The following is a 12,023-nucleotide window of genomic DNA, read 5'->3' as shown; positions in this document are numbered from 1 at the left end:
GGGCGGTGATGGCCGGTCCCAGGGTGGAAACTGCAGTCACGGTGGGGGCTGTCGAGGTCAGCCCGACATTGTCGCGGTCGCCCCAAGCTCAGCGCAGGACAAAACGCACACGGCAAGCGCGGCCGTGGCGTATCCCTGCGTTGCAATCGTGAGCGCGCTTGTCAGGCCTGCAGCAGCACCGCACCCACCCGCTGCCCCGCCTCCACCGCCTCGTGCGCCGCGGCGATGTCGGCCAGCGGGAAGCGGGCCGCGACCGGGTGCACCAGGCTGCGCTCGCGCAGCAGCGCGGTCGCCTGCTGGGTCACGGCCTCGCGGTCCGCGGCCTGCAGGTCATAGACCAGGAAGCACACGATGGACAGCGAGCCCCAGAGCATGGCCCGGTAGTCGACCGGGATCTGGCCCGGGTCGTTGCTGCCGTAGCTCAGCACCCGGCCGTGGGCGCGCAGCGCGCCCTCGCCCAGCAGCCGGGCGGTGGACTGGAAATCCATGTCGATGATGGCGTCGGCGCCCTGGCCGCCCGTGAGTTCGCGCACGCGTTCGGCCACCGGCTCGTTGCGGTAGTCGATCACCGCCTCGGCGCCCGCTTCGCGCGCGAGCTGCACCCGCTGCGGCGCGCCGGCGGTCGCGATCACGCGCGCCCCCGCGCGCACCGCCAGCTGCGTCACGTACTGGCCCACCATGCTGCCGCCGCCCGTCACCAGCAGGTTGCGGCCGCGCACCTCGCCCGCCAGGCGCAGCGCCTGCAGCGCGGTGAGCACCGGGATGCCCACGCAGGCACCTTCCTCGAAGCTCGCGCCCTCGGGCAGGGGCACGGCCTGTGCGGCCGGCAGGCAGATCTTCTCGGCCGCCGTGCCGGCCGGGCGCTGCCACTGGCCGTTCCACAGCCACACGCGCTCGCCAATGCGCGAGGCGGGCACGCCCGCGCCCACCGCCTCGACCACGCCGGCGCCGTCGCTGTGCGGGATGATCCAGGGCCCGCCCAGGGGCCGGCGCGCGCGCGACTTCACGTCCGAGGGGTTGACCCCCGAGACATGGATGCGCACGCGCACCTCGCCCGGCGCGGGCTCGGGGTCCGGGCGCTCGCCCACCACCAGCACCTCACGGGCCGGGCCGTTCTTCTCGTACCACGCTGCGCGCATCGTCCATGTCTCCTGTTGCTGTACGGGGCCGCATCCTCGCACGAGACGGGTGTCCCGGGGGTTGCGGGCACAATCGCCGGCGCACCCGGGCCCGGCGCCCGCGCCGCCACCCAAGGACGCCATGCACACCGAAGACCGCCAGCGACCGCCCCCGGACCCCGCGGCCGGCGCGCTGCCGCGCGAGGTGGACGTGCTCATCGCCGGCGGCGGGCCCTGCGGGCTCATGCTCGCGATCGAGCTGGGCCGGCGCGGCATCCGCAGCCTGCTGGTGGACGGCAAGCCCGGCACGGCCTTCAGCCCGCAGGCCAACGCCACGCAGGCCCGCACCATGGAGCACTTCCGCCGGCTGGGCTTCGCGCACGAGGTGCGCGCCCTGGGCCTGCCGCCCGACCATCCCACCGACATCGCCTACTTCACGCGCTTTGCCGCGCACGAGCTGGCGCGCATCCGCCTGCCCACCGCCGCCGAGGCGGTGGCGCGGGTGAAGACCCTGGGCGGCGCCTGGAGCGCCTCGGAGCTGCCGCACCGCGTCTCGCAGAAATTCGTCGAGCCGGTGCTGCGGCGCCACGCCGAGGCCTGCGCCGGCAACACGCTGCGCTACGGCTGCGCGCTGGAGGATTTCAGCGACGAGGGCGGCCATGTGGCGGCCCGCCTGCGCACGGCGGACGGCCGGGCGCACGCGGTGCGCGCCCGCTACCTCGTGGGTGCGGACGGCGCCCGCAGCGCGGTGCGGCGCGCCCTGGGCGTGGACTGGGGCGGCGTCACCGGCCTGCAGCGCGAGTTCATGGGCGGCCGCATGGCCGCGCTCTACCTGCGCGCGCCCGGCCTGCGCGCACGGCTGCGGCACCCGCCGGCCTGGATGTACGTGGCGGTGAACGCCGAGCGGCGTGCCTTCATGGCCTCGGTGGATGGCGTGGCCGAGTACGCCTTCCACGCCGCGCTGCGCCCGGGCGAGGACGCCGAGGCCTGGACCGAGGCCGACGCGCGCCGCGTGTTCGCGCAGGCCATGGGCGCCGAGCTGCCGGTCGAGATCCTCTCCATGGGCACCTGGCTGGCCGGGCACGCGCTGGTGGCGCAGCGCTTCGGCCAGGGGCGGGTGTTCATCGCCGGCGACGCCGCACACCTGTTCACGCCCACCGGCGGCCTGGGCTACAACACGGCCGTGGAGGACGCGGTGAACCTGGGCTGGAAGCTGGCCAGCGTGATCCGCGGGTGCGCCCCCGAGGCGCTGCTGCACAGCTACGAGGCCGAGCGCCGCCCGCTGGCCGAGCGCAACACCGCCTACGCGCGCCGCTTCGCGGATTCGGTGGGCCTGTTCAGCGCGCAGCCCGCGCTGGACGAGGACACGCCCGCCGGCGACGCCGCGCGCCGCGAGGCCGGCGCCTACCTGGACCGGCACGCCCGGCTGGAGTTCAACATCCCGGGCGTGACCTTCGGCGGCCGCTACGACGGCTCGCCCGTGATCGTGCCCGACGGCACCCGGCCGCCGCCCGACCAGCCCAACGACTACCAGCCCAGCGCCTGCCCGGGCGGCCGGCCCCCGCACGCCTGGCTGGACGACGGGCGTTCGCTGTTCGACGCCTTCCACAGCGAGTGGACCCTGCTGGCCCTGGGGCCGCAGCCGCCCGCCACCGGCGGCTTCGAGGCCGCCGCCCTGGCGCTGGGCATGGACCTGCGCGTGCTGCGCCTGCCGCAGCCCGGCCTGCGCGCGCTGTACGATGCGCCGCTGGCGCTGGTGCGGCCGGACCACATCGTGGCCTGGCGCGGAGGCGCCACGCAGGAGGCGGCGGCGATCGTGCGCCGCGTCCTCGGACATCCCCCCGCGGCCTGAGGCCGTGCGCCGGCCCGACCGGCAGGAGCATCACATGCACACCATGAGCCCCGAGGACATCACCCGCGCCGCACTGGCCAGCGTCGAGGCCACGCCCGACGCGCGGCTCAAGGAGATCATGGGCAGCCTGGTGCGCCACCTGCACGCCTTCGCCAGCGAGGTGAAGCTGACCGAGGCGGAGTGGTTCCAGGGCATCGACTTCCTCACGCGCTGCGGCCACATCACCGACGACAAGCGGCAGGAGTTCATCCTGCTGTCCGACGTGCTGGGCCTGTCCATGCTCACCGTGGCGCTCAACAACGACAAGCCCGCCGGCTGCACCGAGGCCACGGTGTTCGGGCCCTTCCATGTCGAGGGCGCGCCGCACTACCCGCTGGGCGCGGACATCGCGAACGGCGCGCCGGGCACGCCCTGCGCGGTGCACGGCAGCGTCCGGGGCCTGGACGGCCGGCCGGTGCCGGGCGCGGTGCTGGACGTGTGGCAGTCCGACGCCGAGGGCCTGTACGACGTGCAGCGCCCGGGCCTGGACCATGCGCAGGCGCGCGGCGTGCTCACCGCCGACGGCGACGGGCGCTTCCACTTCCGCTCCATCCTGCCGGTGCCCTACTGCATCCCGCACGACGGCCCGGTCGGACGCATGCTGGAGGCCACCGGCCGGCACCCCTGGCGGCCGGCGCACCTGCACTTCCGCGTGCAGGCGCCGGGCTACGAGACGCTGATCACCCATGTGTTCGCGGCCGGCGGCGAGTACCTCGATTCGGACGTGGTCTTCGGCGTGCGCCGGTCGCTGGTGTGCGAGTGGAAGCCGCAGGCCGACGGCAGCTGGCGGCTGGACTTCGACTTCGTGCTGAACCCGGTGCAGGCGGGCGCTGGGGGCGCAGGAGGCGGCGCATGAAGCCCTTCACCTGGAACGGCCAGCCTTCGCGCGTGGTGTTCGGCGCCGGCGCGCTCGCCCACCTGGAGCGCGAGCTGGACCTGCTGGGCGCGCAGCGTCCGCTGGTGCTCTGCACCCCGGGCCAGGCGGCGCAGGCGCACGCCCTGGCGCAGCGCCTGGGCCCGCGTTGCGCCGGCGTGTTCGGGCAGGCCGTGATGCACGTGCCGGCGGCCACCGCGGCGGCGGCGCGCGAGGCGGCGGCGCGGCTGGCGGCCGACTGCAGCATCGCGCTGGGCGGCGGCTCCACCACCGGCCTGGCCAAGGCCGTCGCGCTCACCACGGGCCTGCCCATCCTCGCCATTCCCACGACCTACGCCGGCAGCGAGATGACGCCCATCTACGGCATCACCGAGGCCGGCCTCAAGACGACGGGGCGCGACGCACGGGTGCTGCCGCGCACCGTGATCTACGACCCCGAGCTCAGCCTGGACCTGCCGCTCGCGCTCAGCGTCACCAGCGCCATGAACGCCATCGCCCACGCGGTGGAGGGCCTGTACGCGCAGGACGGCAACCCGGTGACGGACCTGATGGCCGAGGAGGGCATTCGCGCCCTGGCCGCGGCGCTGCCGCGCCTGCGGGCCCGTCCGCGCGACCCGGACGCACGCGGCGACGCGCTCTACGGCGCCTGGCTGTGCGGCAGCGTGCTGGGCAGCGTGGGCATGGCCTTGCACCACAAGCTCTGCCACACCCTGGGCGGCAGCTTCGACCTGCCGCATGCCGAGGTGCACACGGTGGTGCTGCCGCAGGCGCTGGCCTTCAATGCGCCGGCCGTGCCCGAGGCCCTGCTGCGCATCCGGCGCGCCCTGGGGCCCGGGGCGGCCAGCGCGCCCGCGGCGCTGTTCGACCTGGCGCGCGACAATGGCGCCCCGGTGGCGCTGCGCGACATCGGCATGCGCGAGGCCGACCTGGACCGCGCCGCCGAGATCGCCGTCACCCACCCCTACTGGAACCCGCGTCCCTTCAGCGCCGCGCAGCGCGGCGAGATCCGCGCGCTGCTGCAGCGCGCGTTCGAGGGCACGCGGCCGGACTGAAGGTTCAGCACCCATGATCGACAAAGTTGCAGACAGCGTGGCCCAGGCCCTGGCCGGCGTGGCCGACGGCGCCACCGTGCTCATCGGCGGATTCGGCACCGCCGGCATCCCCACCGAGCTCATCGACGGCCTGATCGCGCAGGGCGCGCGCGAGCTCACGGTCGTCAACAACAACGCCGGCAACGGCGACACCGGCCTGGCCGCGCTGCTCAAGACCGGGCGCGTGCGCAAGATCATCTGCAGCTTCCCGCGGCAGGCCGACTCCTGGGTCTTCGACGAGCTGTACCGCAGCGGCAGGATCGAGCTGGAGCTGGTGCCGCAGGGCAACCTGGCCGAGAGGCTGCGCGCCGCAGGGGCCGGCATCGGCGCCTTCTTCACGCCCACCGGCTTCGGCACCGAGCTCGCGCGCAACGCCGATGGCAGCCCCAAGGAGACGCGGCGCATCGCCGGCAAGGACTACGTGCTCGAGTACCCCATCCACGGCGACGTGGCCCTGGTCAAGGCCGAGCGGGGCGACCGCTGGGGCAACCTCACCTACCGCAAGGCGGCGCGCAACTTCGGCCCGGTGATGGCGACGGCCGCGAAGCAGACCATCGCCACGGTGCACGAGATCGTGCCCCTGGGCGAGCTCGACCCGGAGGCCATCGTCACGCCGGGCATCTTCGTCTCGCGCGTCGTGCGCATCCCGCGCGTGGCCACCACCGCGGGCGGCTTCAAGGCCGCGGCCTGAGGAAAGGCATTCCATGGCGAACTACCAGAAGCGCAGCAAGCAGCAACTCGCCCAGCGCGTGGCGCAGGACATCTTCGACGGCGCCATCGTCAACCTGGGCATCGGCCAGCCCACGCTGGTCGCCAACTACCTGCCGCCCGGCATCGAGGTGCTGCTGCACAGCGAGAACGGCATCCTGGGCATGGGCCCCGCGCCGGCCGCGGGCGAGGAGGATTACGACCTGATCAACGCCGGCAAGCAGCCGGTGACGCTGCTGGCGGGGGGCGCCTACTTCCACCATGCAGACAGCTTCGCGATGATGCGCGGCGGGCACCTGGACATCAGCGTGCTGGGTGCCTTCCAGGTGTCGGCCACCGGCGACCTCGCCAACTGGAGCACCGGCGAGGCCGGCGCCATTCCGGCCGTGGGCGGGGCGATGGACCTGGCCGTGGGCGCGCGCCAGACCTGGGTGATGATGGACCTGCTCACCAAGGCGGGCGAGAGCAAGATCGTGGCGCAGTGCAGCTACCCGCTCACCGGCATCGCCTGCGTGAAGCGCATCTACACCGACCTGGCGACGCTGGAATGCTCGCCGCAGGGGCTGCGGCTGGTGGACCTGGTGGAAGGCCTCACGCACGCCGAACTGGAGCGGCGGGTCGGCTTGCCGATCGCCCCGGCGGGAGCGCCAGCGTGAAGCGCCGCGACACGCTGCGCTCGCTGGCCGGGCTGGCCGCGGTGGGCCTGGCGGGCCGCGCCGGCGCCGTGGCCCAGCCGACCGAGAAGGCGCCCGCGGTGCCGGGCCCGGACCCGCACCCCCGCACGCCGCGCTTTCGCATGCCGCCCCGGGCCTGCGACGCGCACGCCCACATCTTCGGGCCGGACGACAAGTACCCCTATTCGCCCAGCCGCAGCTACACGCCGCCGGAGGCGCCGCTGGCCGATTTCCAGGCGCTGCACGCGGCGCTGGGCATAGAGCGCTGCGTGCTGGTCAACGCCACCCTCCACGGATTCGACAACCGCGTGGTGACGGACGCGATCGCGCAGTCCGGTGGCCGCTACCGCGGCGTTGCCAACGTGAACGACGGCATGACGCCGCAGGATTTGCAGCGCCTGGACGAGGCCGGCATCCGGGCCTGCCGCTTCGCTTTCCTCAAGCGCCTGGGTGGCGTGGCCGACCGTGCCGCGTTCGAGCGCATCGCGCAGCGCGTGGCCGCGCTGGACTGGCACATCGTGGTCTACCTGGACAGCGAGAGCGTGGCGGCGATGCGCCCGCTGCTGCAGCAGCTGCCGGTGCCCTACCTGATCGATCACATGGGCACCGTGAACGCGGCCCAGGGCCTGGACGGCGCCAACGTCAAGGCGCTGCTGGCCCTGCAGCGCGAGGACCCCAAGTGCTGGGTCAAGATCAGCGGGCCGGACCGTGTCTCGGCCACCGGCGCGCCCTACCTGGATGCCGTGCCCATCGCCCAGGCCCTGATCGAGAACGCGCCGGACCGCGTGGTCTGGGGCACCGACTGGCCGCATCCCAACCTGAAGGTCATGCCCAACGATGGCGACCTGGTCGACCTGGTGCCGCTGTACGCCCCCGACGCGGCGCTGCGGCAGAAGCTGCTGGTGGACAACCCCGCCCGGCTGTACCGGTTCTAGCCGCGCCTGTGGGCGCTTCTGGCGCCGGGCCCCGCGCATGCTGCGCCGGGCGGGGCGCAGCCCTCAGGCCTTCCCCCGCGCCGGCACCTCGAAGACGAGGCAGGTGGTGCTCGCGTGGGCGTAGAGCTTGCCGTCCGGCCCGACGATGCGGCCCTCGGCGGTGGCCACCTGGCGGCCCAGGTGGATGACCTTGCCTTCCGCCCGCACCAGCGCGACATCGTCGGTGAGCGCGCGCACCATGTTCACCTTCAATTCCAGCGTGGTGTAGCCCCTGCCGGCGGGCAGGGCCGCGTGCACCGCGCAGCCCACCGCCGAATCCAGCAGGGTGGCGAACCAGCCCCCGTGCACCGTGCCCAGCGGGTTGTAGTAGCGCCGCCCGGGCCGGCCCTGGAACACGGCCTCGCCCGGGGCCATGTGGATCGGCAGGAAATCCATGGAGTCGCCGATGGGCGGCTGCGGCAGCGCCCCCGCGAAGATGGCCTCGAAGACCTGCATGCCGGACAGCCCGGCCACCTGCGCCGCCGTCGCCGTGCCCGGCGCGGCCAGCCCCGCGCGGACCCGGGCCTCGTCGGCCTCCCAGCGTTCCATCACGTCAATGTCGGTCATGGGCCTTTCCCGTTCCGTTAAAGTTGTATATGCAATGATTGCAGGTACAATATACCAGATGAAAGCCCCGACCCGGCCGCAAGGCTGCACCAACCTCAAGCTGCGCCAGCTCGGCCGCATCGTGACGCGCCACTACGACCAGCACGTGGGCCAGGTCGGCCTGAAGAACACGCAGTACGCGCTGCTCTCCTATGTGGTGAAGCTGGGCCCGATCCGGCCGGGCGATCTGGCGCGGCAGATGCAGATGGATGCGTCCACGCTCACCCGCAACCTGCAGCCCATGGTGGCGCAGGGCTGGGTGCGCATCGGCGAGGGCCCGGACGCACGCAGCCGGCTGGTGGAGGCCACCCCCGAGGGCGTGCGCAAGCGGGCCGAAGGCCAGCAGGCGTGGAAGACCGCGCAGAACGCCCTCAACCAGCGCCTGGGCGTGGAGCGTGTGGTGGCCCTGCACGAGATGCTGGACGCGTGCATGCAGCTGCTGGTCGACGAGGCACACGATGCGGCCGCCTGAGCGCGAGCGGGTGCTGACCGGTCCGCTCCTGGCCCTCCTGGCCGGCCTGGCCGCGCTCGGGTCGCTGGCCACCAACATCATCCTTCCGGCCTTCCCGGCGATGGGCGTGAGGCGGCGCTCACCCTCGGCCGCCGCGGGGGATCGCGCGGCGCCGTTCTGCCGGAACCCGCCAGGCCGCATGATGCGTGCATGCATGCACATCCGGACCGCCCCAGCCCGCTGCCCGCCGCCCTCAGCGGCCGGCGCATCGAATTCGACAGCCGGGCAGGCCGGCTCAGTGCCTATGTGGCGGGCGAGGGGCCCCCGCTGCTGCTGGTCCACAGCATCAACGCGGCCGCGTCGGCCGCCGAGATGCGGCCGCTGCACGAGCATTACCGCGCGAGCCGCACCGTGGTGTCCATCGACCTGCCGGGCTACGGGTTCTCCGATCGCAGCGACCGCCCGTACACGCCCCGCCTGATGACGGACGCGATCCATGCCATCGCAGGGCAGATCGGCGAAGGGTCGGCGGACGCACCCATCGATGCCCTCGCGGTGTCCCTGTCGTGCGAGTTCCTCGCCCGGGCGGCCGCCGAGGCGCCGGGCCGGTTCCGCAGCGTGGCGCTGGTCAGCCCCACCGGCTTCCGGGGCCTGCAGGCCTGGCGCGGCACGCCCGGCAGCACGCGCGGCAAGCCCTGGTTGTACAAGGCGCTGCGCGGCCCCGGCAAGGCCTGGGGCGGCGCGCTGTTCCGTGCGCTGACCCGCCCGGGCGTGATCCGCTACTTCCTGCGCCGCACCTGGGGCGCTCAGGACATCGACGAGGCGCTGTGGGCCTATTGCACGCGGACGGCGCAGGTGCCCGGGGCCGAATTCGCGCCGCTGCACTTCCTGGCGGCGGACCTGTTCAGCGCGGACATCCACACCGTGTACGAACAGCTGGCCATGCCGGTGTGGATGTCGCACGGCGTGCGCGGCGACTTCACCGACTACCGCGGCCAGCGCATCGTCGAAGGCCGCCCCAACTGGCGCTTCAGCACCTTCCCCACGGGCGCGCTGCCCTACTTCGAAGTACCCGATGCGTTCTGCGAGGCCCTGGACCGCTTTCTCGCCGACGCGGCCGCGCCGGGGTGACGGGCCGCGGCTGAGCACCGCGGGGCTGGGGCGGCCCGGGGTGCGGGCCCCACGGCCGCCCCGGCCCCGCGTACCATGGCCTGCATGCCGGATCCCACGCCACCGGGGCTGCCAGCGCCGCCCGTCGTCCTGCACGGGGTCGCGGCCGAGGGCACGGTCTGGACGGTCGGGCATTCCACGCACAGCTTCCCCGGGTTCCTGCAGATCCTGCAGGCCCACGCGGTCGAGACGGTGGCCGATGTGCGACGCTTCCCGGGCTCGCGGCGGCACCCGCAGTTCGGGGCCGAGCCGCTGCGCGACGCCCTGGCGGCCCACCGCATCGAGTACCACTGGTTCGCCGAATTGGGCGGGCGGCGCCGGCCGGATCCGCTGGATGCCGAAGGCGCCGCCTGGCGGCATCCCTCATTCCGGGCCTACGCCCAGCACCTGCGCTCGCCGGAGTTCGCCCAGGGTCTCGAGGCGCTGATGCACGTGGCGAAGGCGAGCCGTACGGCCATCATGTGTTCCGAACTGCTGTGGTGGCGCTGCCACCGGCGCTTGATCGCCGACGTGATGGCGCTGTGCGGCTGGCAGGTCATCCACATCCTGGGTGCGGCCGACCCCAGCGTGCACCGCCTCGCACCGCCCCTGCGTCGGGTGCCTGGCGGCGGCTTCTCCTATGCCGATCCGCAGGAGGACGGGCCGCCCTGCTGCTGATACACGAGGGTCGCCGGCAGGCCGGCCCCGCGCCGCGCGCGCCTCGCTGGCTCCCGCCTGCGCAGGCGATCACAATGGCGACCCCCACCCTGCCACGCGCCATGAGCCCCAGCACCGCCAAGTCCCGCCCGTCCGCCGCCCTGCGCGTCGCCCAGCGCGTGGGCTTGTTCCTTTTGGCGGTGCTGCTGCTGCTGGCCGCCGTGCTGGCGGCCAACACCTTCAGGCAGGGCTCGCGGCAGCTGTCGGCGCCGCCGGCGCCGCACCTGGCGATGGACGAACAGGCGCTGGCGCAGACGCTGGGGGGCGCCATCCGCCAGCAGACCATCGCCAGCCCGACGGACCCCCAGCTCCATGCCGAGCAGTTCCAGCAGCTGCAGGCCTGGCTCGCCGAGCGTTTCCCCCGGGTCCATCGCTCGCTGCAGCGCGAAGTGATGGCCGATGGCCTCACGCTGCTCTACACCTGGAAGGGCAGCGACCCGGCGGCCAAGCCGATTGCGCTCATGGCCCACCAGGACGTGGTGCCCATCGCGCCCGGCACCGAGGTCCGGTGGCAGGTGGACCCGTTCTCCGGCGCGGTCCAGGACGGCTTCGTCTGGGGCCGTGGCGCCTGGGACGACAAGGGCAACCTCATCGCGCAGATGCAGGCCATCGAGCTGCTGCTCGCCTCGGGCTTCCAGCCGCGCCAGACCGTGTACCTGGTGTGCGGCGCCGACGAGGAGATCGGCGGCCGCGGCGCGCAGCAGGTGGCGCAGCGGCTGCGCGAGCGCAAGGTGCGGCTGGACTTTGTCATCGACGAAGGCCTGCTCATCACCGAAGGCGTGATGCCGGGGCTGTCCCGGCCGGTCGCGCTGGTGGGTGTGGCCGAGAAGGGCTACCTCACCGTGCACCTGAAGGTGGAAACGGATCCGGGGCACTCGTCCATGCCGTCCGCCCGGGGCACCGGCGCCATCAGCGTGATGAGTGCGGCCCTGCGCCGGCTCGACGACCAGCAGATGCCCGCCGCCGTCCGGGGGGTGGCGCGCGAGATGTTCGAAACCGTGGCGCCCGAGATGGGCGGGCTGCAGCGCGTGGCGCTGTCCAACCTCTGGCTGTTCGGGCCGCTGGTGCAGGCCCAGCTCGAAAAGGCGCCCAGCACGAACGCCATGCTGCGCACGACCACGGCGCTGACCGGGGTGCAGGCGGGCAGCCGGGCCAACGTGCTGCCGGGCCTGGCCGAGGCGACGGTGAATTTCCGGCTGCTGCCGGGCGACACGCGGGACGCCGTGCTCCAGCACGTGCGCCAGGTGGCGGGCGAGCGCGTGGAACTGCAGCCCGCGCCCGGGAGTTCGGACGCCTCGCCCGTCTCGCCGACGGCCTCCACGTCCTACCAGCTGGTCAGCCGCACGCTGCGCTCGCTCTTCCCCGACACGGTGGTGGCGCCCGGGCTCATGGTGGGCGCCACCGACTCGCGCCACCTGGCCGACATCTCGGACCACATCTACCGCTTCTCGCCCGTGCGTGCGAAGCCCGAAGACCTGGCCCGGTTCCACGGCACCAACGAACGCATCGCGGTGCAGAACCTGGTGGAGCTGGTGCGCTTCTACCACCTGCTGCTCACCAACGCAAACGCCAGCGTCCAGCCCTGAGGCGGTGTTGCCGGGTGGGTCGGCGGTGGCGGCGCGCCCGGCTGCCCGGTGATCCGAAGCACCGAACCGTGCGCCGCGTGCAGGCGTGCGCCAGAAACCTGCGCCACCGTGCGGGCACCCGGTGCGCAGGGTACGGGCCCAAGGCCTCTTGCCTAGACTGCGTCCACTTTGGACCCCAAGACAA

12 protein-coding genes are annotated in these 12,023 nt (G+C 73.6%); 10 read left to right on the top strand and 2 right to left on the bottom strand.

Annotated elements, in window-relative coordinates; genetic code table 11:
- Nucleotides 1-161: 161 nt before the first annotated feature.
- Entirely contained in the window at nucleotides 162-1,139 is a 978-nt protein-coding gene (locus tag IM725_RS10935; RefSeq protein ID WP_193780624.1) for an NADPH:quinone reductase, read from the bottom strand.
- A gap of 121 nt (nucleotides 1,140-1,260) precedes the next feature.
- Here IM725_RS10935 and IM725_RS10930 point away from each other — a divergent pair, with 121 nt between their 5' ends.
- From IM725_RS10930 to IM725_RS10905, 6 genes are read left to right on the top strand one after another with little or no spacing between them, the layout of a single operon-like run.
- Nucleotides 1,261-2,970, top strand: coding sequence for an FAD-dependent oxidoreductase (locus IM725_RS10930; protein WP_193780623.1), 1,710 nt, complete (start codon nucleotides 1,261-1,263; stop codon nucleotides 2,968-2,970).
- A gap of 34 nt (nucleotides 2,971-3,004) precedes the next feature.
- Complete coding sequence (locus tag IM725_RS10925; RefSeq protein WP_193780622.1) at nucleotides 3,005-3,865, top strand: intradiol ring-cleavage dioxygenase; 861 nt, start codon at nucleotides 3,005-3,007, stop codon at nucleotides 3,863-3,865.
- On the top strand, nucleotides 3,862-4,935 hold the full coding sequence (locus IM725_RS10920; protein ID WP_193780621.1) for a maleylacetate reductase: 1,074 nt from the start codon (nucleotides 3,862-3,864) through the stop codon (nucleotides 4,933-4,935). The genes IM725_RS10925 and IM725_RS10920 overlap by 4 nt, the downstream gene beginning before the upstream one ends.
- A gap of 13 nt (nucleotides 4,936-4,948) precedes the next feature.
- Complete coding sequence (locus IM725_RS10915; protein ID WP_193780620.1) at nucleotides 4,949-5,665, top strand: 3-oxoacid CoA-transferase subunit A; 717 nt, start codon at nucleotides 4,949-4,951, stop codon at nucleotides 5,663-5,665.
- Between the two features lie 13 nt (nucleotides 5,666-5,678).
- Nucleotides 5,679-6,338 (top strand): 3-oxoacid CoA-transferase subunit B, encoded by a 660-nt coding sequence (locus IM725_RS10910; protein WP_193780619.1) that lies wholly within the window; start codon nucleotides 5,679-5,681, stop codon nucleotides 6,336-6,338.
- Nucleotides 6,335-7,291, top strand: a complete 957-nt coding sequence (locus IM725_RS10905; RefSeq protein ID WP_287067767.1) for an amidohydrolase family protein — start codon at nucleotides 6,335-6,337, stop codon at nucleotides 7,289-7,291. The genes IM725_RS10910 and IM725_RS10905 overlap by 4 nt, the downstream gene beginning before the upstream one ends.
- A gap of 63 nt (nucleotides 7,292-7,354) precedes the next feature.
- Here the strand turns inward: IM725_RS10905 and IM725_RS10900 are convergent, their stop codons facing one another.
- Entirely contained in the window at nucleotides 7,355-7,897 is a 543-nt protein-coding gene (locus IM725_RS10900; RefSeq protein ID WP_193780617.1) for a PaaI family thioesterase, read from the bottom strand.
- 58 nt (nucleotides 7,898-7,955) lie between these two features.
- On the opposite strand from IM725_RS10900, the gene IM725_RS10895 reads away from it, so the two are divergent.
- From IM725_RS10895 to IM725_RS10880, 4 genes are all read left to right on the top strand, one after another.
- Nucleotides 7,956-8,408 carry a MarR family winged helix-turn-helix transcriptional regulator gene (locus IM725_RS10895; RefSeq protein WP_193780616.1) on the top strand — a complete coding sequence of 151 codons (453 nt, stop codon included), beginning with the start codon at nucleotides 7,956-7,958 and terminating at the stop codon, nucleotides 8,406-8,408.
- A 189-nt stretch (nucleotides 8,409-8,597) separates the two neighbouring features.
- On the top strand, nucleotides 8,598-9,518 hold the full coding sequence (locus IM725_RS10890; RefSeq protein ID WP_193780615.1) for an alpha/beta fold hydrolase: 921 nt from the start codon (nucleotides 8,598-8,600) through the stop codon (nucleotides 9,516-9,518).
- Nucleotides 9,519-9,602: 84 nt separating this feature from the next.
- Complete coding sequence (locus IM725_RS10885; RefSeq protein WP_227753743.1) at nucleotides 9,603-10,214, top strand: DUF488 domain-containing protein; 612 nt, start codon at nucleotides 9,603-9,605, stop codon at nucleotides 10,212-10,214.
- Nucleotides 10,215-10,315: 101 nt separating this feature from the next.
- Nucleotides 10,316-11,839, top strand: a complete 1,524-nt coding sequence (locus IM725_RS10880; RefSeq protein WP_193780614.1) for a M20 family peptidase — start codon at nucleotides 10,316-10,318, stop codon at nucleotides 11,837-11,839.
- Nucleotides 11,840-12,023 lie beyond the last annotated feature (184 nt).

This window comes from Ramlibacter aquaticus (genome assembly GCF_015159745.1).
Lineage (GTDB): Bacteria > Pseudomonadota > Gammaproteobacteria > Burkholderiales > Burkholderiaceae_C > Ramlibacter > Ramlibacter aquaticus.
The sequence above is the reverse complement of the archived record's forward strand: the minus strand, read 5'-3'. Positions and strand labels throughout refer to the sequence as shown.

Excerpts from the sequence above, each read along its gene's own strand:
- IM725_RS10925 (WP_193780622.1), top strand. The coding sequence starts at position 3,005 with ATGCACACCATGAGCCCCGAGGACATCACCCGCGCCGCACTGGCCAGC.
- IM725_RS10920 (WP_193780621.1), top strand. The coding sequence starts at position 3,862 with ATGAAGCCCTTCACCTGGAACGGCCAGCCTTCGCGCGTGGTGTTCGGC.
- IM725_RS10880 (WP_193780614.1), top strand. The coding sequence starts at position 10,316 with ATGAGCCCCAGCACCGCCAAGTCCCGCCCGTCCGCCGCCCTGCGCGTC.
- IM725_RS10930 (WP_193780623.1), top strand. The coding sequence starts at position 1,261 with ATGCACACCGAAGACCGCCAGCGACCGCCCCCGGACCCCGCGGCCGGC.
- IM725_RS10895 (WP_193780616.1), top strand. The coding sequence starts at position 7,956 with ATGAAAGCCCCGACCCGGCCGCAAGGCTGCACCAACCTCAAGCTGCGC.
- IM725_RS10890 (WP_193780615.1), top strand. The coding sequence starts at position 8,598 with ATGCATGCACATCCGGACCGCCCCAGCCCGCTGCCCGCCGCCCTCAGC.
- IM725_RS10935 (WP_193780624.1), bottom strand. The coding sequence starts at position 1,139 with ATGCGCGCAGCGTGGTACGAGAAGAACGGCCCGGCCCGTGAGGTGCTG.
- IM725_RS10900 (WP_193780617.1), bottom strand. The coding sequence starts at position 7,897 with ATGACCGACATTGACGTGATGGAACGCTGGGAGGCCGACGAGGCCCGG.
- IM725_RS10910 (WP_193780619.1), top strand. The coding sequence starts at position 5,679 with ATGGCGAACTACCAGAAGCGCAGCAAGCAGCAACTCGCCCAGCGCGTG.
- IM725_RS10915 (WP_193780620.1), top strand. The coding sequence starts at position 4,949 with ATGATCGACAAAGTTGCAGACAGCGTGGCCCAGGCCCTGGCCGGCGTG.
- IM725_RS10885 (WP_227753743.1), top strand. The coding sequence starts at position 9,603 with ATGCCGGATCCCACGCCACCGGGGCTGCCAGCGCCGCCCGTCGTCCTG.